The 20752-nt window shown below is 33.1% G+C and carries 21 protein-coding genes; 6 read left to right on the top strand and 15 right to left on the bottom strand.

All coding sequences use genetic code 11. The annotated features are described in order from the left end of the window. Positions 1–127 precede the first annotated feature (127 nt). The 3 genes from Z054_RS0116665 (at position 128) to Z054_RS0116655 (ending at position 2397) form a co-directional block, all read left to right on the top strand. On the top strand, positions 128–799 hold the full coding sequence (locus Z054_RS0116665) for an alpha/beta hydrolase (RefSeq protein WP_024771181.1): 672 nt from the start codon (positions 128–130) through the stop codon (positions 797–799). Between the two features lie 67 nt (positions 800–866). Beyond that, positions 867–1817 (top strand): lytic transglycosylase domain-containing protein, encoded by a 951-nt coding sequence (locus Z054_RS0116660; protein WP_024771180.1) that lies wholly within the window; start codon positions 867–869, stop codon positions 1815–1817. A gap of 211 nt (positions 1818–2028) precedes the next feature. Next, positions 2029–2397 (top strand): sulfite exporter TauE/SafE family protein, encoded by a 369-nt coding sequence (locus tag Z054_RS0116655; RefSeq protein ID WP_024771179.1) that lies wholly within the window; start codon positions 2029–2031, stop codon positions 2395–2397. 7 nt (positions 2398–2404) lie between these two features. Here Z054_RS0116655 and Z054_RS0116650 read toward each other — a convergent pair whose 3' ends face one another. The 4 genes from Z054_RS0116650 to Z054_RS0116630 form a co-directional block, all read right to left on the bottom strand. Beyond that, a complete protein-coding gene (locus Z054_RS0116650; protein WP_024771178.1) occupies positions 2405–3277 on the bottom strand; it encodes a hypothetical protein in 873 nt (290 codons plus the stop codon). A 144-nt stretch (positions 3278–3421) separates the two neighbouring features. Then, positions 3422–4231 (bottom strand): TlpA family protein disulfide reductase, encoded by an 810-nt coding sequence (locus Z054_RS28735; RefSeq protein WP_024771177.1) that lies wholly within the window; start codon positions 4229–4231, stop codon positions 3422–3424. Positions 4232–4381: 150 nt separating this feature from the next. Continuing rightward, positions 4382–4897, bottom strand: coding sequence for a hypothetical protein (locus tag Z054_RS0116635; protein ID WP_024771176.1), 516 nt, complete (start codon positions 4895–4897; stop codon positions 4382–4384). An 8-nt stretch (positions 4898–4905) separates the two neighbouring features. Next, complete coding sequence (locus Z054_RS0116630; RefSeq protein WP_024771175.1) at positions 4906–5790, bottom strand: DUF6263 family protein; 885 nt, start codon at positions 5788–5790, stop codon at positions 4906–4908. A 176-nt stretch (positions 5791–5966) separates the two neighbouring features. Here Z054_RS0116630 and rpmH point away from each other — a divergent pair, with 176 nt between their 5' ends. Then, entirely contained in the window at positions 5967–6125 is a 159-nt protein-coding gene (rpmH, locus tag Z054_RS31055) for a 50S ribosomal protein L34 (protein ID WP_074410140.1), read from the top strand. A 101-nt stretch (positions 6126–6226) separates the two neighbouring features. Continuing rightward, positions 6227–9079 carry a carbamoyl-phosphate synthase large subunit gene (gene carB, locus Z054_RS0116625; protein WP_024771174.1) on the top strand — a complete coding sequence of 951 codons (2853 nt, stop codon included), beginning with the start codon at positions 6227–6229 and terminating at the stop codon, positions 9077–9079. 191 nt (positions 9080–9270) lie between these two features. On the opposite strand, the gene Z054_RS0116620 is transcribed toward carB, so the two are convergent. Continuing rightward, the gene (locus tag Z054_RS0116620; protein WP_035092311.1) at positions 9271–11523 is read right to left on the bottom strand and encodes a TonB-dependent receptor; all 2253 of its coding nucleotides are present in this window, start codon (positions 11521–11523) and stop codon (positions 9271–9273) included. 697 nt (positions 11524–12220) lie between these two features. Between Z054_RS0116620 and Z054_RS0116615 the strand changes: the two genes are divergently transcribed. Next, positions 12221–13438, top strand: a complete 1218-nt coding sequence (locus tag Z054_RS0116615) for a S8 family peptidase (protein WP_024771172.1) — start codon at positions 12221–12223, stop codon at positions 13436–13438. Positions 13439–13535: 97 nt separating this feature from the next. Here Z054_RS0116615 and Z054_RS0116610 read toward each other — a convergent pair whose 3' ends face one another. The 10 genes from Z054_RS0116610 to Z054_RS0116565 all read right to left on the bottom strand — a co-directional run bounded on the left by Z054_RS0116610 (position 13536) and on the right by Z054_RS0116565 (position 20663). Further along, positions 13536–13916, bottom strand: coding sequence for a c-type cytochrome (locus tag Z054_RS0116610; protein WP_024771171.1), 381 nt, complete (start codon positions 13914–13916; stop codon positions 13536–13538). A 70-nt stretch (positions 13917–13986) separates the two neighbouring features. Then, on the bottom strand, positions 13987–14529 hold the full coding sequence (locus tag Z054_RS0116605; RefSeq protein ID WP_024771170.1) for an acyl-CoA thioesterase: 543 nt from the start codon (positions 14527–14529) through the stop codon (positions 13987–13989). A gap of 43 nt (positions 14530–14572) precedes the next feature. Next, complete coding sequence (locus Z054_RS0116600) at positions 14573–14941, bottom strand: hypothetical protein (protein ID WP_024771169.1); 369 nt, start codon at positions 14939–14941, stop codon at positions 14573–14575. A gap of 2 nt (positions 14942–14943) precedes the next feature. Then, positions 14944–16104, bottom strand: coding sequence for a serine hydrolase domain-containing protein (locus Z054_RS0116595; protein ID WP_024771168.1), 1161 nt, complete (start codon positions 16102–16104; stop codon positions 14944–14946). A 13-nt stretch (positions 16105–16117) separates the two neighbouring features. Beyond that, positions 16118–16471 carry a hypothetical protein gene (locus Z054_RS0116590; protein WP_024771167.1) on the bottom strand — a complete coding sequence of 118 codons (354 nt, stop codon included), beginning with the start codon at positions 16469–16471 and terminating at the stop codon, positions 16118–16120. Between the two features lie 10 nt (positions 16472–16481). Further along, positions 16482–16820, bottom strand: coding sequence for a hypothetical protein (locus Z054_RS0116585; RefSeq protein WP_152538590.1), 339 nt, complete (start codon positions 16818–16820; stop codon positions 16482–16484). Positions 16821–16844: 24 nt separating this feature from the next. Then, positions 16845–18191: a DNA recombination protein RmuC gene (gene rmuC, locus Z054_RS0116580; RefSeq protein ID WP_024771165.1), complete on the bottom strand. Its 1347-nt coding sequence runs from the start codon at positions 18189–18191 to the stop codon at positions 16845–16847. Between the two features lie 82 nt (positions 18192–18273). After that, positions 18274–18630: an MmcQ/YjbR family DNA-binding protein gene (locus Z054_RS0116575; protein ID WP_024771164.1), complete on the bottom strand. Its 357-nt coding sequence runs from the start codon at positions 18628–18630 to the stop codon at positions 18274–18276. A 134-nt stretch (positions 18631–18764) separates the two neighbouring features. Further along, positions 18765–19787, bottom strand: a complete 1023-nt coding sequence (locus Z054_RS0116570; protein WP_035092307.1) for a hypothetical protein — start codon at positions 19785–19787, stop codon at positions 18765–18767. Positions 19788–19949: 162 nt separating this feature from the next. Then, on the bottom strand, positions 19950–20663 hold the full coding sequence (locus tag Z054_RS0116565) for an ABC transporter ATP-binding protein (protein ID WP_316929930.1): 714 nt from the start codon (positions 20661–20663) through the stop codon (positions 19950–19952). Positions 20664–20752 lie beyond the last annotated feature (89 nt).

Raw genomic sequence — 20752 nt, 5'->3', positions numbered from 1 at the left:
CTAAAATTCCCTTTTGCAAAAATTTAACTCAATATTTCCTTTTTTCTAACAAAGGAATACTATAATTTTGATACGCAAAGATAAGAAAATTAGAGTTTTAAATTTAATACCCACTGTTAAAATACCTATGTCGCAGGAAGTTAGCCATGTTTATTTTGTTCCAGGAATGGCAGCAGATGTTTCAATTTTCGAATATATTAAGCTTCCCAAGGATAAATTTGTGACTCAAACCCTACCTTGGAAGATTCCTGATAAGAATGAATCTATAGAGAATTATGCCAAACGTATGTGTGAAGAAATTGAGCATAAAAATTGCATCTTGATCGGAGTGTCGTTTGGAGGAGTTATGGTGCAAGAGATGAGTAGGTATTTGAATTTAAAGAAACTTATTATTATTTCGAGTGTTAAAAACAAGTTTGAGTTACCTACTCGAATTAAAATTGCCAGAAAAACCAGGGCCTATAAATTGTTGCCTACAGCAATAGTTTCTAAAATAGATAATTGGGAAAAATTGGCTTTTGGTGATTTTGCAAAAAAACGAGCTGCTATGTATCAAAAATATTTATCAATTAATGATAAAAGATATTTAGATTGGGCTATTGAAAAAATGGTATGCTGGGATCAGGAAAAAACACCAGATGAGCTTATTCATATTCATGGTGATAAAGACATCGTTTTTCCTATCGCAAATATAAAAAAATGTATAACAGTTGATGGGGGAACTCATGTTATGATTGTAAATAGAGCTAAGTGGTTTAATAAACATTTGCCCGAAATAATTAGTGATAACTTGCGTTAATCTAACTTTTTACGCTATATTGTAAAATAAATTTTATTCCCCAATAAAATCAAAATCTACTTAAGTAATGAAAACAATTAAGAAATTTTTAGTTCTCTTAGGTGTGCTGTTCACCTTCGGAATTTTAGTAAATGCTACACAAGACCATCAGCCAGAAAAACCTTTGGCACAAGAAGTTCTAGAAGAAAAATTGATAAATGATTATAATGTATATGCTATAGCAATGCCAGATAATCTTAATTTTTCTGGAGAATTAGTTCCAATAGAAAATCCAGATATAAGAGAGCGAATGGATAGAGAATTGTTAGTTAATACCTACTGGCAATCTAATGGTTTACTTCTTTTTAAAAGAGCAAATAAGTATTTCCCGATTATAGAACCAATCCTTAAAGAACAAGGCGTTCCTGATGATTTTAAATATCTGGCGGTAATCGAGAGTAGCTTGACTCAAGCAGTATCTCCAGCAAGAGCAACAGGGTTTTGGCAAATCTTAAAAGGCACAGCTAAAGAGTACGGACTAGAGGTAAATGAAAATGTAGACGAACGTTATCATATCGAGAAATCCACAATGGTGGCTTGTAGATATCTTAAAAAAGCAAAAGAAAAATTTGGTTCTTGGACTTTGGCAGCAGCAGCCTATAATGCTGGTAGAGCAGGGGTTAATAAACGACTAGAAAAACAAAAAGTGGCTTCATACTATGATCTTTTATTAGGAGAAGAGACTGGAAGATATGTATTTAGAATTGTTGCAGTGAAAGAAATCTTAAGCAACCCAAAGAAATACGGCTTTAATTTTAGTAATGAAGATTTATATACTCATATCCCTACATTTAATGTTTTGGTAGATGAACCTATTGCTGATTTCACTGCTTTTGCCGAGCAATATGATATCAATTATAAAATTTTAAAACTACATAATCCCTGGCTTAGAGAAGCCCGTTTAAATAATCATTCTGGTAAAGAGTATCTTATAAAAATACCAAGAGAAGGTTATTACAAAACTACAACCGGACAATAATAATTTGAGATTTTTTATCTAAGTTAGCTACTTGTTTTAAAGTAGTATGAAATATGGCATGATATGGCATTAAGAAAAATATCTAATGCCGGTTATTGTTTGGATTTCTGGTAAATGGAAATGTTTGAAACTACTTTTAATAAGAGAACGTTGTGATTATATGTTCTTAATTTTATAACTAGTTACCAAGTGATTACTAAAATTTAAATGTGTGAATACTTCAGTACTTATTTCGTTAATTTTAATTGGGTTATTAGCAGGTTTTTTTAGTGGAACATTGGGGATTGGAGGAAGTGTGATTATGATTCCTCTTCTGATTTTATGGGTAAACTTTTCTCAACACGAAGCACAGGGAACTAGCCTTGCGGTGCTGGCAGTTCCTGTAACGCTATTAGCAGCATATAACTACTACCAGGAAGGATTTGTGAACTGGAAATACGCAATTATAATAGCAATAACTTTTATTATAGGAGGATATTTAGGAAGTAAATTAGCAATTTCTATAAATCAGGCATTACTAAAAAAAATCTTTGGAGGAGTATTGTTAATAGTGGCGATAAAAATGATTTTTGGAAAATAATAGTATCTTAAAAATCTATAATAGGTATAAAATCTCCGTCTTTCTTCATGTATATGATTTTCCAGCCCCAAACGTCACTATATTTATTATTTATAAAACCAGTAAAATATGGCTTGTTTTTATGAGTTATTGTTGCCAGTTTTTTTGAAGTAGAGATATGATATGTAACCTCATTCTCAGGAATGTCTATTGGGGTGTATTCTTTTCCTTCTCTGATGGTTTGAAAAGATTCTTGAATATCAGCTTCTAGATCTTTCATGAATACTGATAACTCGTTAGAATTCCTTTCTTTTAATAATTTTTGCATTTTAACCTGATTGACTTTTAAATATTTGTCTGTCAACCCTTTTTTAATCATTTGATCTACTTGGGATACAAACTCTGCAAAACTTTTATGATCCGAGGATTCAAAATCCTCAGTATGATCCCATAGGCGATCATCAATACCATCTATTTCAAAGATAAAAAAATCTGGTTTTTCTTCTTTCAATTCTATTTTTATACCTTCATCAATGAATTGACCAATTTCGGGTTGATAAATACCAATTTCGTATTTTTTAAAGTTCCCTGAAAGCCGTATTGTATTCTTCCCGTTGATTAGGAAATCTCCTATAGGTATCTGCGATGATTTACTTCTGGTACCAGATTTGGTGTCTTCTTGAGATCTATAAAGTACGGGTAGCCCGTTTATGAATATGCTGCCATGAGATTCGTTATAAAAATGAACAAGAAGATAAAATTTTGTCATTTTAATTTTTTGAGTTTTAGTGCTTTGCACTTCTTTTTCTATGTTTCTGATAATTGCTTCTTCCTTTTTTGAAGAGTTGGAACAGCTTGTTAAAATGAACAGAGATAATGCTAAAGCCTTTGGTAAATTCATTATATTGTTTTTTGAACTCTTAAACCACTTTTGGTAAAAAGTCTTTCAAAATTAGTATTTTTAAAAGAATACAAATACCCTGTTTCCAGTGAAAGTTTGTTATGGAATGATGTTAAAAAACAAGAGCAAGAAAGAAAACAGTGATTAGTTATTATCCTTTTTGATATTTATAGAATCGCGTTCTCGTTTATATCTTTCATATTCTTCATCAATATCACGTTCCTCATCTGTACGTCGATCTTCATTTTCTTTTGCTTCGGCTTCGGTATTGTTCATTTCAGTATTTAAATCTAAATCAGCAATTAAAAGAGAAACGCCCTTTGATAATGAATTAAAGTGGATGTTGTAAGAGTTACTTAGTGTTTCACTTGAGTGATGAGTAACAATTTTTCTAATATCCAGTATCTTTTTATCTCCACCCATAAAATACATCATGGGAAAGCCTAATGCGTGCTTTAATTTATTGATAATATATGAATCCTGATTCGTTTTTTCATCAATGTGGACTAGGTGAATGTTGCTATTGTACTCTTTTACTTTTTCTTTTAATTTTTCTTTATTATCCCAGAAGAGCACTACAAAGTCAATCTGATCATGAAATCTATCGGCTAGATCATTTAGCGCAGGGATTTCTCCAATGCCAGGAACACACCAGGAAGCATATGTAATAAGAAAAATTGGTTTTTCGTAATCTCTTAAAAGAATAGGATCTCCTTTTAGTGGATATACATTAAAGTTATCCATATAAGTTCCACTAAGGTGATTAGTTACCAGAGAGTCAAATAAGAATTCAGCACGTTCCAAATCTTTATCTTGATAAGCAAGATCAATTTTTTGGTTATATTTTACGATATGTGCCGAAATAGCAACCGAAAATGGTATTTGTCTTTCTTCTTGAGCAAAGGAATTGCTAAAATATAAAGAGAGTATTCCTAATACTAATAATTTCTTCATTATAAATAGATTACGGTAGCTAATGTAATATAATGCCATCAAAAATAACATTTTTTAGGTGTAAAACTTTAGTTGTTAGCTTAATTAAAAAACGTTCTAAAGATTGTATTAAACTATCATTAAACGTAATTTTTAATACAATTAGTATGCCTAAATTTTCTTCATTTGCTGTTTCATCATTGTTATCTGATCCTTAAGCATGTTGTGTTTGTCTAATTTTTTAGCTTCTGTGAGTAACATTTGGGCCTCTCTTTTACGACGTTTAGTCATTGCAATACCAGCAAGATTTAATTTTGCCACTGCAAGATCCTGATTCATCGATAATCCTAGCTTAATTGCTTTTTTAAGATGTTTTTCGGCTTGTGTGATATTGGTTTGCGATAGCATAATACCAAGAAGGTAGTTGTGGTATCCTTGTTGTTTTATGGTAAGAGCACTTTCGGGGTTTTTGATTTTGTTTAACCATTTTTTGGCACCCTCAAAATCTTGTTTACGTAACCTTAAGAAAGCCAGGAGAATTAATTCGTTTTTAAAGTATAAAAAGACAAAAATAGCAGCTAATAAAATAAGCATAATTCCATTACCTACATATCCTTCTACTATCTGCCATATTGCTACTCCGGTAACGATTGCTGCGATTACTAATTTTATATTTTTATTGTACATTTTAAACCTTATTTTATTGTTTTGTAGTTGTTTTTAAATTTTATTGACGTAGGTATTTTAGTGTCCGGCATGGTAGAGATTAATGTATTTCCTTTACAGATACCTTCTGTGCTTCCTTCTAGCATAAGCCCTGTTTTACTATTAACAGTTATCATTGCTTTTTGAGAACCCGATACGATTACAGTAGCGCTAGCATTTACATTTTCCATTTCTACTTCTGATGTACCTGCAATAGTAGCATTTTCATCCGTAATTGAGGCAATATTCCATTTATTTTTACTTTTCATTTTCCCAGTATACTCATTTTCCCATTGGTCACCTAATGTAGCTTTATTATCACCATAGATATAGGTCATTTGCTCAAAATTACCCAATAATTGGTTATCTCCCCATTGTTGATCTAAACTAGTGCGTACTTGTGCCACAGCATTTGGATCTGTAATGCCAGCATTTTTTATCATATTATCAATAAGGACTTCTGTTCCCTCTAAAGCATTAATTTTGCCATTTTTTTGCATTACCATGGTAATAGGGGAGTTAATAAGTCCTTGAAAAATAAGACCTTGTATATCAGTAGAATCTGGTATTATAGAAGTATCCATATCCATAAGAACTCCTAAAGAGGGAGAACTCGTTTTCATTTTTAATATTTGATATTTCATTTCTATATAAAACAGGCTATTTTCTACTTTTTTCACTACAAAAGACATCTCTGCGCTAATATCATTTGTGATCGTTTGCTTCGTTCCAGAAATATCTTGTGTAATTATCTGTTCAGAATCCTGGCGAATTGCAAAAGAATCTCCAACATTTAAATTATATTGCAAAGTAGCTTGAGAAAACCCGGTAATTGATAGTAATAGTACTAGTATAAAAATGATTGATTTTTTCATGAAAATAGGATTGTGATTTTCTTGTGCAAAGAAACTAATTTTTTTGGATAAAAAATATTTGATATTTACGTTTGTCAAAGTAAAAACTCTTTGTATATTTGCCCGCAGTTTTGGGAAGAAGTTCTCATAAAAGATCAAGTTAGATATTTCAAGAAGATTTATAAAGATATACAGCAATGAAAAGAACGTTTCAACCATCGAAGAGAAAGAGAAAAAACAAACACGGTTTCAGAGAGCGTATGGCTTCTGCAAATGGTAGAAAGGTGTTGGCTCGTAGAAGAGCAAAAGGAAGAAAGAAAATATCTGTTTCGTCTGAACTAAGACATAAGCACTAATGATAACGTTCATTAAAAATATTGAAGGTGTTACTTTATAGGTAACGCCTTTTTTTATATCTAATACATAATTTTATAGGAAAAGCCAATACTGTTATTACATGCCAAAAAGAGAAAAACTAAAAAGTATACTTATTATAGGATCGGGACCAATTGTTATTGGTCAAGCGTGTGAGTTTGATTATTCTGGTACACAAGCACTACGTTCTTTAAGAGAAGATGGAATAGAAACTATTCTGATCAATTCGAATCCTGCTACTATTATGACAGATCCTTCTATGGCGGATCATGTATATCTTAAACCGTTAAATACCAAATCAATAATACAGATTCTAAAAGAACACCCTCAGATTGATGCTGTATTACCCACTATGGGAGGTCAAACTGCGCTTAATCTTTGTATTGAAGCAGATGAAAAAGGAATATGGAAAGATTTTGAAGTAGAGATCATAGGAGTAGATATTGATGCTATAAATATTACTGAAGATAGAGAACAGTTTAGAGAACTAATGCTTTCTATTGGGATTCCAATGGCTCCTCAGGCAACTGCTAATTCTTATCTAAAAGGAAAAGAGATTGCTCAGGAATTTGGATTTCCTCTTGTAATTAGAGCATCATATACACTTGGTGGGGCAGGTGCGTCTATAGTTTATAAGGAAGAAGATTTTGACGAGTTATTAACTCGTGGACTAGAAGTTTCTCCTATTCATGAAGTAATGATTGATAAAGCCCTTATCGGGTGGAAAGAGTATGAATTAGAATTGTTAAGAGATAATAATGACAATGTAGTTATTATTTGTACTATAGAGAATATGGATCCTATGGGAATCCATACAGGCGATTCTATCACCGTTGCTCCCGCAATGACTTTAAGTGATAAAACTTTTCAGCGTATGCGTGATATGGCGATCCATATGATGCGTAGTATTGGAGATTTTGCAGGAGGATGTAATGTACAGTTTGCGGTAAGCCCAGATGAAAATGAAGATATTATTGCGATCGAGATTAACCCTAGAGTTTCTCGTTCTTCTGCATTGGCATCAAAAGCAACAGGATATCCGATTGCTAAAATAGCAGCAAAGCTGGCTATTGGATATAACCTGGATGAACTAGATAACCAGATTACCAAATCTACTTCGGCTTTATTCGAACCTACATTGGATTATGTAATTGTAAAAATACCACGATGGAATTTTGATAAATTCGAAGGGTCTGATCGTACATTAGGACTTCAGATGAAATCTGTTGGAGAAGTAATGGCAATTGGTAGATCGTTTCAGGAAGCATTGCATAAAGCTACTCAGTCATTAGAAATTAAGAGAAACGGACTTGGTGCCGATGGAAAAGGATATAAAGACTATGATCAAATTATAGATAAACTTACCTATGCCAGCTGGGATCGTGTATTTGTAATCTATGACGCTATCCAGATGGGAATCCCATTAAGCAGAATACACGAAATCACAAAAATAGATATGTGGTTCCTAAAACAGTATGAGGAATTATATAATCTTGAAAAAGAAATTTCGACATATACCATTCAATCTGTTACCAAAGAATTAATACTGGAAGCTAAACAAAAAGGTTTTGCAGATAGACAGATTGCACATATGGTAGGGTGTTATGAAAGTGAAGTCTACAACAAAAGAGATGAGTTAGGAATAAAAAGAGTGTATAAATTAGTAGACACATGTGCTGCAGAATTTAAAGCCGAAACTCCTTACTTTTATTCTACGTTTGAAGCAGAAATAGAAACACCAGAAGGAGAAAAATATGTTTCTAATGAAAGTGTTGTTAGTGATAAAAAGAAAATTGTTGTTTTAGGTTCAGGCCCTAACAGGATTGGACAAGGAATTGAGTTTGATTATTGTTGTGTGCATGGCGTTTTGGCATCTGCAGAGTGCGGATATGAAACGATAATGATCAATTGTAACCCAGAAACTGTATCTACTGATTTTGACACTGCCGATAAATTATATTTTGAACCTGTATTTTGGGAACATATTTATGATGTTATCAGACATGAGAAACCTGAAGGAGTAATTGTTCAACTTGGTGGTCAAACGGCATTAAAACTTGCTGAAAAATTAGATCGCTACGGAATTAAGATTATAGGAACAAGTTACCAATCACTTGACCTTGCTGAAGATAGAGGGCATTTCTCTAAATTATTACAGGAAAACAATATTCCATATCCCGAGTTTGATATTGCAGAAACTGCAGATCAAGCACTTGAAGTGGCAGATCGTTTGGATTTTCCAATTTTGGTGAGACCATCTTATGTATTAGGAGGGCAAGGAATGAAGATCGTAATCAATAAGCAGGAATTAGAAGAGCATGTTGTCGACTTACTACGCAAAATCCCTAATAATAAATTACTATTAGATCATTATCTGGATGGTGCGATCGAAGCAGAAGCAGATGCAATATGTGATGGTGAAAATGTGTATATCATAGGAATTATGGAGCATATAGAACCGTGTGGAATTCACTCAGGAGATTCTAATGCTACTTTACCTCCATTTAATTTGGGAGAGTTTGTAATGCAACAGATTAAAGATCATACATATAAGATAGCTCTGGCCTTAAATACCGTGGGATTAATAAATATTCAGTTTGCTATCAAAGATGATACAGTATATATCATTGAAGCAAATCCAAGAGCTTCGAGAACAGTACCTTTTATTGCTAAGGCATACGGAGAACCTTATGTAAACTATGCAACCAAAGTAATGCTGGGAGAAAAGAAAGTGACAGATTTTGATTTCAAACCTCATCTAAATGGATATGCGATTAAACAACCGGTATTTTCTTTCAATAAATTCCCTAATGTTAATAAGAAATTGGGTCCAGAAATGAAAAGTACAGGAGAGAGTATTTTGTTTATTGACGACCTTAAAGATGATCAGTTTTATGATCTATATTCGAGACGTAAAATGTATTTGAGTAAATAGTACTTTATATATAGAAATTATAAAAAACCAGATTGTATACTTAACAATCTGGTTTTTTTATTTAACTCGTTTTAGGCATAAGAAAATGTATAGTTTTCTTAATCTGGTCTTGTGCTTTATTTTTTGAATTCATGTTTATAGATGAAGACAGGTATTAGTAATGCATACAGCTTTTATAGTATGAAAGATGATTAATCTAATTTATATCTTAAACCGATAAATAAACGTCTACCTTGATTTGGTGCATAAATATATGTTGGGTCAAAAGATAATCCATAAGGATTGTCTGCCGTAGGAATGACATTGCCACTAGTGTCAAAAACCACATTTTCATCAAAAGGATCATTGGCTCTTGCTATGATAAAAGGATTACCTTTATTAGGTGTCCAGTTCAACAAGTTTTTTACTCCACCGTATACTTCAAAGTTTTTCAAACCATCATAGGTTAGTTGAATATTCTGGATACTCCAAACTTGAGATTCATCTTTTCTTGGATCTAATTCACCCAAAACAGGTAAACGCATTGGGCCATATAGATTTCCTGTGTAATCAATAGTAAAATTATAATTGAAGTTTTTATAAGAAATAGTCCAGGTTCCAGAATATTTTTCGGTAAGTACTTGTTGTTGTTTAATACCATTTTCTTTTTGAGATACGTCTTGAATTGTAAATCCAGCCAAAGCTTTAACGTTACTAGACAGAACAGCATCTAAATTAAAACTTAAGCCCTTACTTGTAGCAGAACCATCTAAATTATCATAAATAACTTGATTTGGGTTGGTATCATAATCTGGTAAGATCGCATTGGTAAAATAAGTGTACCAGGCAGAAGCATCAATACCGATAATCATACTGTTTTTGGTGTATAATTTTCTTAGATAATTAACATTAACATTATACGATTTTTCGGGCTTTAATTCTTCTTCTATGATTACATCCCGAGAACCTGTTAAAGCAGCATGTTCTTCTGCAAATAAATTTACAACTCTAAAACCTGTTCCTGCGTTTATCCTAAAAATGTCGTGTTCTGTGGGTTTAAATTTGTATGCTAATCTTGGAGTAAAAATGTTACCGTGCCTTTTGTCATAGTCATATCTTGCTCCAAGTAATAGTTTATGTTTTTCACTTATAGTTATTTCGTCTTGAGCAAAAAACGAAGGAATTACAATTTTATCTGAATTTTCTGTAATAGGTGTATTGTCATCATAATAATTATAGCGCATTGCCGCACCAAAAAGTAAATCGTGATTTTGTTTGGATTTATCCCAAGTTAATTGCCCAAAACCAATACGCTGTTTTGCTAGATAAAAAGTATCTCCATAAGCAGAATTTTGATCGTGATCTGAGTAGGAAAACTGAAACATCATATTTTCTTCTATCGGCAATTGATATTTACCAATTACTTCGTAACGAGTTGTATAAATACTTTCACCATATATGTCTTTACCACCTCTGAACTCTGGAGTCCATTGCATTTCGCCTCCCCAACGATCTTCATAAAAGAAACGTCCGGCTACAGAAAACACACGATTGTTTTTTCGGGAAAAATCCCATTTTTGAAAAATAGAAATTCTATCTTGTAAAGTAACATCTGTAAAATTATCATTGTTATTATCGATCGGATTTGAGTAATTAAAGTAATTAGCTCCGAAAAGCATATTGGATTTTTTACCAACTTTTGCTTTAAAACCCAAATCAAAATTTGCTTCTCCCCAATCTGTCACATAACTATCGGCAAAAAATATGGGAGCGTTTTCTGGTAATTTTGTAATTACATTAATTAACCCACCAACAGCTTCACTACCATATAGAGAAGAAGCTGGGCCTTTAACTATTTCAACTTGCTCAATTAAAGAGTTTGGTATTCCAGAAAGCCCGTAAACAGTTGATAAACCACTAACGATGGGCATACCATCGATTAAAACCAAAGTATAGGGTCCTTCTAGACCATTTATATGAATATCACCGGTGTTACATACGCTACAATTAATTTGTGGCCGTACACCATTTACATTTTGCAAAGCTTCAAAAATATTAGGAGCGGGATTCTTTTTTAAGAAAGTTGGTGAATATACTTCTACAGGAACAGGGCTTTCAAGTCTTTTTACAGGTTTTAGAGTTCCGGTTATTACGATTTCATCAAGAAGTTCAACCTCTTCAAGATTGATGTCAATTGTAATGTTCTTTCCTTGTAAAGAGATACGTTTTTGAAACGTTTTAAACCCTGTAAAAGACGCTACCAAAACATAATCACCTTCAGGGATATTTTCAATTATAAAATTCCCGTTTTCCTGACTTACGGTACCTGTTTTAGTACCTTTTAAGTATATATTCACAAAAGGTAAGGATTCGTTATTTGTTGTTACTTTTCCCGAAATATCAAAAGTATCGTTGGCCCGTAAAATATTTGATAATAATAGTAGAAGAATAAAGATATGTTTCATTTTTTGGATAGTTGAATTATGAAACAAATATTTTATTTTAATTAAATCTAAATAATGATAATTATCATTATTTAGATGAAAAACTTAGATGTTAATACATTATAAAAGCAAGAATAATAAGAAGAGTACGAGTTGTCTTGAAAAGAAAAGGAAATGGGTTTATGGAGGAGGATTTAGAAAGTGTTAGTTTTTAGGTTTTTATAAAGGAATCACACAAAAACTAATGTTCGATCATGAGTGAAAGTGTTGAATAATGGATTTTTTGTTTCAATGTATTAATAAATGATTATAAATTTAAATGTAATATCGGTTTGTAAATACGAATACCGTAAAAATAATACTGATTTATTCCGAATAATATTCATTGATTTGTTAATTCATAGTTAATTTAGTGTTAAATAAAGTTAAATTTGGTTAAACTAGTATTGATTTTTTCTTCTGAAATTTTATTCTATTTAGACATTCTTTTTTTTGTTTAACCTCTTGATTTTCAATAATGCAACACTGTTGCATTATTGAAAATCAAGAGGTGATTTATCTGCTTTGAAAACAATAACCGAGTCATAACTAGCTGTTTGTTACGTGTTTGCCGTATTTGTTTATTTGAATTAATTTCTACTTTTGAACAACAAATTTTAATGAGAGCTCAACATTTTTAATTTACAATCAAACGTTTAACACAAAAAATCAAACAATAATGAAAACTCAACTGAGAATTTTAAGTATGCTAACAGTCTTTTCTCTCTTCTTTTATAGTTGTGAAAAAGATGCTGATGGTGTTACTGATATCGAAACCGGAATAGATACTACTGAAGAAGTCGGAGCAGAACAGGCAATACCTGGAGAATATATCATAATTTATAAAGAAGATAAATCTCTCTCTGGTAAAAGCGCTGGTATGAAAGCTAAATCGCAGCAAACGTTATCCAAATATGCAATAGCAGAGGATAACATAAAACAAACCTATAGCAGTGCTATCCAAGGTTTTCATGTAGAAAACTTATCAGAAGAGCAGGTAAAAACGCTTAAAAATGATCCTGAAATTGCATATATCCAGCCTAATTATATTAGAACATTGGATGTTGAAATGGGAACACCAGTTAAGGCCCTTCCTGCAACTGTGCATAATAAAGGAGCGAACAAAGGTTCTTGGTTACCTAGCGGAGACTTTTTACCATGGGGTATAAATAGAGTAGGTAGAGCAAATGGTGCTGGTAAAACTTGCTGGATTATTGATAGTGGAATCTCACCTCATAGTGATTTAAATATCGATACTAACCGAAGCAGAAGTTTTGTTGGTGGATCATGGCAAGATCAAAACGGACACGGAACTCATGTAGCAGGAACTGTTGCTGCAAAAAATAATGGTTCTGGAGTTATTGGTGTGGCTTATGGTGCTACAGTTGTTTCTGTAAGAGTTTTAAACGCACAGGGTAGCGGTAGTGATGCAGCTATACTTGGTGGTGTAGATTATGTTGCCAGAAATGCAAGGAATGGAGATACCTGGAACTATAGTATAGGGTATAGAAATCGTCATACTGATGCAGCTACAGACAATGCTTTTAGAAACCTAGAGCGAACAACTTATGGTGCTATGGCTGCAGGTAATAGTAATGATGATACACAGTATTATTCACCACAAAGATTACAAACTAGAAACTCTTGGAATGTTGGTAATATGGCAAATGGTGATCGTCCTGCAGGATCTTCTAATTACGGAAGAAGTGTAGATCGTTGGGCTCCAGGTAGTCAGGTATGGTCTACGTGGTTAAATGGAGGATTTAATAAAATCTCTGGTACTTCTATGGCGTCACCACATGTGGCAGGAATATTATTACTAAGAGGTAACAGTACAGGAACAGATGGTTCTGTAAGTAAAGGAGGCCATACGGCTCCTATAGCTACCACAAATTAATATACGGTAGTTTCATATTTTTGAGTATGTATTTAGAGGCTGGGTAACTCCAGCCTCTTTTTTGTATTTTAAGTAGATACTCTAAAAAAATGGGATGTTATTTTTCTAAAAAACCATCCGCTTCCCAATCCAGGATAATATCTATTGTGGCTTGTGGCAACCTACCTTCTGGTGGCATTACATTTACTCCCGTTGAGTTAACTAAAAGTACAAGATCTCTATTTACACCAACTATAGTTTCTGTGAAATTACGCATAGGGAAAGGAGCCCCGTTTTGAGCAGGAACAGTATGGCAACGTACACATTGACCATCTATAATAGCCTTAACATCTGCATCATATGTTGTAATTTTATTTGGGTTTGGATTTGTATCAGGGTCCGGATCGGGATTAGGTTGTGGGCTATCATCACCACTGCTACAATTAAAGCAAAGTACAGCTATAAGTAACATTAAATTTTTTTTGAATATATTTTCCATAACGGGGTTTTTATATGAAATATACAAAGATTTTGCTAATAGATGGTATAACGTAATGATCTTGATTTAATTATAAATCAATCTTTACATTGTATTGGTCAAGAATTTCGAAATGGGATTCGGGATCAAATTCTGAGTCTTTGAAACGATTACGCCTTGTAACTGCATCTTCTTTACGTATAATACTTCTTACAAAACGACGTATCGAAGTTTTGTTTTCTAAGATCAATCCAGGTATAGGCACACTTTTGCCTTTATCATTTTTGGCCACCATAGTAAAATAACTAGAGTTGCAATGTTTTACTTTACTGGTCTGTATGTTTTCTGATTCGACTCTTACACCTACTACCATAGAGGTATTGCCTACATGATTAACAGATGCTTTAAGGGTTACAAGTTCACCAACCTCAATAGGTTTTAAGAAATCTACTTTATCAACACTGGCAGTAACACAATAGGTTTCTGAGTGTTTAGAAGCACATGCAAAAGCAATTTGATCCATCAAAGACAAGATATAACCACCATGTATTTTTCCACTAAAATTAGAATGGGAGGGAAGCATCAATTCTGAAATAGTTACTCTGGATTCGGTATTGGTTTTGTACTTTTTCATTCTAGTATTCATTTAGTTGATAATGTATGATGTAAGAACCATACTATTTATTTCTAAAGTGTGGAGAGTCTTCTTCAACGACATCGATCACAAAATACTTTGTGTCTCCAAGCCAGGAAATTTTTGCAAAACGCTCCTTATATTTAAGTTTTACATATCTACCCTGAAATTTTTCGAGTTTCTTAATAATGTCTTCTTTCTGGCTTTCAACAGAAAAACTAAATATTTGTGCTCCAGAGATCCCTTGGCTAATTTCGCCTTCCCAGGTTTTAAATACTACTCCTTTATTACTAAATTTTATGAGCTCGCCACTTCTGGTTCCTTCACTATATGATGCATAATATATAAATGCATACCATGCTGCAAAAAGAATTAAGATTACAATGATAAGTATTCCGAGTATTTTTTTCATTTTTAGAATGCGTTATATACTTTGGTCATAAATTCATCGATTTGATTGGGTTCGAGCCATCGAGTAACTACTACCAGGTTTTGTTTTTGATCCACTACGATAAAATTACCACCAAAACCTGCGGCATAGTACAAATGTTCTGGTAATCCTTCCCAGTGTCTTGATCCTTTTTGGTTAAGCCACCACATAAATCCATAGTTCGGGTTTGCCTGTGAGGGTTTGATAGCTTCTTTGATCCATTCTTTTGATAGTAATTGTGTTCCGTTCCAGTTTCCATCGTTAAGAAAAAGTAATCCAAACCGGGCATGATCTAATGTGTTAATGAATAATCCACCACCAGAATGACCACCACCGCTTACAGACTGCATATTGATACCATCAATAGCAACCCAGGAGTTATTGTATCCATACCACCTCCATGTGGTTGATGCACCAATGGGGTTCATTATTTTTTCTTTTAGTACTTGTGGCAGTGGTTTTCTCCAAACATTTAGTAAGGAATAGGCTAATACGTTAACTCGAACATCGTTGTACTCAAAAACAGTTCCGGGTTCATTAAGTTTTCTAAATTTCCAATCGTCAATACCACCTTCTTTTGGGGGACGATCTGCCCAGTCATATCCACCCCATAGTTGTCCAGACCAATCTGAGGATTGCGTAAGTAAGTGTCTCCAGGTAATTTTCTTATTATGCTTTCCATCAAATGTATGATCCCATATGGTAGTATGGGTGTGATCATCAACAGAACGTATCAACCTATCATCTACAGCTAATCCTGCCATAGTAGATAAATAACTTTTGGTAACGCTAAATGTCATATCTACCCTGTCTATATCTCCCCATTTCGATATAATGTACCCGTCTTTAATGATAAGTCCTGCAGGACCGCCTCTTTTTTTGGTAGGCCCCAGAATTTTGTGATATGGTTCTCGCTCAAAACCTTTTACGATTGCTTCACGTAGATCTTTTGATCCCGAATATTCATGATCCTGAGCAAACTGTACTGCTTCTTGAAGTTTTTGTGCATCTATTTTAAATTCGGCGGGACTTTTTTCTTGCCAGTTTCCCCGCTCGGGAAAATAAGCCTGCTGTGCAGTAGCAATATGAAAAACGTTTCCGAAAAGAAATACAAAGAAATATATTTTTATAAGTATAGATTTCATGTGTTTACATCATTTAATTACTTGTTTTAGTATTGGGCGCAAATACTTTACTCTTTATTATTTTTCTTATCAGAATAAAAAAACCAATTACAAAAAGAATTGATCCTAAAAAGGAAAAACCTTGGATAATATATATAAAGATTACATAAGAATCTACTCCTAACGTACTAATATATGTAGCACCTACAACATTCGAAATACCACATAATAAAGATATAATGCTACCTGTGGTTAATAATATTGCTTCTGTTTTTGACCCTATTTTGGTTATGTAATAGATACATAATATAACTATAACTAATTGTGGGATAGAGGTTAGAATACCCAAAAAAATGTGTTTAATAATTTCTGTAATGTCTTGCCCCATAGTTATTTTTTTATTCTGAAACCTTATTTTTAATAATTTTCTGGATCATCATATAGAAACCGATTATAAAAAGTATGGATCCAATAAATGAAATAGTATTTATTCCAGAGTTGATAATAAGATATATGTCAAATCCCCACGAATCTACAAACTTATAGATAAATTGATGTAAAATTGCGACTATCAGGATCAGGATATTACCGATAAGTATAAGGACTCCTTCTTTTGTTGCTCCTTTTTTACTCATATAGTAAATCGTAAGAATTATAAATACCAGGATGGGTAGCATGTAAAACAGCCCTCCAATGAACCTATGTATGATTTCTGATAAGTTTGAATTTGATACCATAATTATTGATATATGTTTTGTTGATTATTCATTTTCTTCGGTGGCTCTTTTAATCACAGCTTCGGGTAATGATTTTTTGGCTTTAGCCCCCATCTTTTTAAGTTTTTCGACACTTGTAATCAGATTTCCTTTACCTTCTACAAGTTTGTTCATTGCAGCAGAATAATCTTTTTTGGCATCATCTATCTTTTTGCCTACACCGGTAAGATCTTTTACTAACCCTTCAAACTTATCATATAAAGCTCCAGCCTGTCGTGCAATCTCAATAGCGTTACGTTGTTGTTTTTCATTATTCCACATGGTATCAATCGTACGTAGGGTGGCCAAAAGAGTAGAAGGAGTAACGATTACTATATTTTTCTCGAAAGCCTGATTGTATAATTTACTATCCTGATTAATTGCTATTGCGAAAGCAGGTTCTATAGGAACAAACATTAAAATAAAATCGGGTGATTCGATATCATACAAATCTTGATAGTTTTTTTCTGAAAGCTGATCTACATGACGTTTTAATGATGTGATGTGTTCTTTGAGATGAGTAGCTCTTAACTCTTCATTTTCTTCATTGATATAACGCTCATATGCGGTAAGTGTCACCTTAGCGTCAATAATCATTTTTTTATTGTCTGGTAGATAAATCACTACATCTGGCATCACTCTTTGTCCGTTATCAAGAGTAAAACTTTGTTGCACAAAATACTCTCTATCTTTCTCTAATCCAGATTTTTCTAATACACGTTCCAGTACTAATTCTCCCCAATTACCCTGCATTTTACTATCGCCTTTAAGTGCCTTGGTGAGATTGGTCGCCTCCTTACTCATTTGCTCATTAAGGTCTTTAAGACCTACTATTTGCTGGCGCAGTGCTGCGTGATAATCGATACTTTCTTTATGGGTTTGTTCTACTTTTTTCTCAAAAGTATTGATCTTTTCCTGTAATGGATTCAGGATATTTTTAATATTCTCTTTATTCTGTTCGGTAAATTTATTAGACTTCTCTTCCAGGATTTTATTAGCAAGGTTTTCAAATTCTTTGGTAAATTTTTCCTGAAGTTTTTCTACTTCTTCTTTTTGCGATGCATTTTTGAGCTGAAGATTTTCATATTCTGCATTACGACGAGTAAGTTCGGTATTCAGAAAATCTTTTTCTCTACGAATCTCTTCACGTTCTTTAATTAATTCAGAAAGTTGTTTTTCGGTGTTGTTTTTAAGCTCATCGAACTGAGATTGAAGCAAATTTGCTCTTTCATTAGTAGCACTTTTTTCACTATTATGTTGTAATGAAACTACATATTTACCAATAAAAAAACCTACAATAATTGATATAATGATTACCCCAACGGCAATGATAATCGGTGTGTATTCTGACATGTAATCTTTTGTTTACTCAAAGATAAAGATAAGCAATGAAAATTTGGATGAAGTATTCGAAGTTTTCATATTTATGATGTTACTATTCTTTTAGCTTATCTCGATCCCGAACAGGTAATTTTTTGACTACCAGATTATAAGAATCATCTATCCATTGTTTGATAAGCGTATCGGGGATAGAGTGATCCATTATTATTTTATTCCAATGTTTTTTACTCATGTATGATGGAGGTGCTACGGCGGTATAGGTTTCTCGAAGAGTATCAACATCATTGGGATTACATTTCACACTTATAGCATTAAAAGATGATATATCTGTAGCGGTAAACATTTTTCCTAATACCTTAAAAACTAAAACATCAGGAAGTTTTCCGAAAGGAAAAGATTCAGTTACTCCTTTTTTACTAATGCAGTACTCTCTATAGTCTTCTATATTCATCACTATGTATTCTCTGATCTGATTTAGTGAAGTTACGAAATGTAATATAAAGTGAAAGAATAATAAACAACAAAGCCAGTCTTTCTATAACTGTGAGAGACTGGCTTTGTTTATGTGAATCGAGATTCTAGATTCTAGTTTTGTACTTTAATATCTAGTTTAATGAAATCTCCTGTTCCATCAGTACCAGAAATCTCTACTACTTTTATAAGTCCTTTGTTCCCATAATTATCGACAAAGTCAATAATATTGTTAACGGCTAAATTATTAATTCTTTGGTTTGCTGGTTGTACAACAAAATCTAAATCACTTCTACTACTTATAGCATCAAATTCTACTACAGTTTTAGAGGATAGTCCAAAATATGCTTTGTTTAATTCATCAGCAGTAACACCTCCTATGGTTGGTACATCTATAATATTTGTAGGATAGTTGTTAGAAGAAGCCAAAGAAGCTTTTCCTGTTAGTCCATAATAGTATCCAAAATCCCATAAAGCTGCAAATTCTTCTCCTTGGTTTATTTTATATACTGTTTCATTGAACAAAGAAATAAACGTCTCAGAAGAACCATCTGCAAGCGGGGCAGATAATATAGTTTGTGTAAAAGATTTAATACCAGAACCACTATTTGTACCTAAACCATACTTTACAGTTATTGTACCTAAAACATCATCTCCTAATGCATTTCGTTTTGTAATATTTCTAAAATCACCTCTTCCTGTAGTCGCCCAGAATTTATAAACAATAGTACCATTGGTTATACTTGGGGTTGGTAGATCGATCTTAAATTCGAAATCTTTTTTGTCTCCGCCCACAAGATCTAAAGATCCATCAGGTTTTTCATCAACTTCTTGTGATGTAAATACATATGGCTCTTCACCTACACCATTAATGTTTTGAGTAATATATAATCTTCTCATCGATTTGGTGGTAGAAGAAAATTTCACTTTTGATTTTATACTTGTTTTGGTAACACCGCCAGTAACATTAACAGTACGATTATCACCAACACCAGATTCTGATACGATAAGTTCTGCATCAAATACCTCACCATCTGTAGGGACAAGATCATCATTGTCATCGGAGCTACAGCTAAATGTAAAAGCTGCGATAATTAATAAGGTTACAATTGATTTGAGTTTTAACATGGTATTCATAGGTTTAATTTATAATTTGGGATAAAATTATGACTTTCCAGACTAATAGTACGAGGTTAGCAACTTCAAATTTTTACAGTTTTCCCTTGATAAGCAGATTTATTCGATAAAGTGTAATTAAAAGCAAAGAGAAGTAGGAGAAAAGTAGTGTTTTACAAGAATTTAGTTTCTTACTTTATATCTCCCGGATTTAGAATCAAAAAGAATCAGGTCTTCAGGAAAAAGAGATGAAAATGCACGGCATTGTACTAATTCTTTGGGTCTTCCAAATTCGAAACCGTCCTCATTCATTACAATCATTTTATCACATAATTGTATGGCAAAATCAATTTCATGAGTAGAAAAAAGAATAGTTTTTCTGGTCTCAAAGGCCAAACGTTTTAGTAGTTTGAGGATGTAAGCTTTGTGGTATACATCTAAGTGAGTTGTAGGCTCATCAAGCATAATAAAAGGCGTATCCTGTGCAATAGCACGGGCTATAAGTACTTTTTGCAATTGCCCATCACTAAGTTCAAAACATCTCTTGGCTACCAAGTCACCAATATGTGTTACCTCGATTGCTTTGCGAATTTGCTCTATATCTTCTTCTGCCATTTTTCCTACCCAGTTGGTATATGGTTGTCTACCTAGGGCTACCAATTCCTGTACTGTAAGATTTTTTGAAGCAATTTGCTCTGTTAAAACAATACTCAGTTGCGAAGCTAGTTCGACAGATTTATAAGATTGAAGCTCTATATCAGACAACATGATTTTACCATGTAGGGCTGGTTGTACACGGGATAGAGTACGTAATAAAGTAGATTTTCCGATTCCGTTGGCACCTACTAATCCTACCAGTTCTCCTTCATGCAATTTTAGATTGATATCAGCAGCAATAACATTAAGCTCCTTTTTGGTACGATAACCAATAGAGAGGTCTTCTGTTTTAAGAACGATATTTAGGGCTTCGCGATTAATAGATTTAA

The sequence above is a fragment of the Aquimarina macrocephali JAMB N27 genome, from assembly GCF_000520995.1.
Classification (GTDB): domain Bacteria; phylum Bacteroidota; class Bacteroidia; order Flavobacteriales; family Flavobacteriaceae; genus Aquimarina; species Aquimarina macrocephali.
Note: the sequence above shows the minus strand (reverse complement) of the source record. Positions and strands in the feature narration are given on the sequence as shown.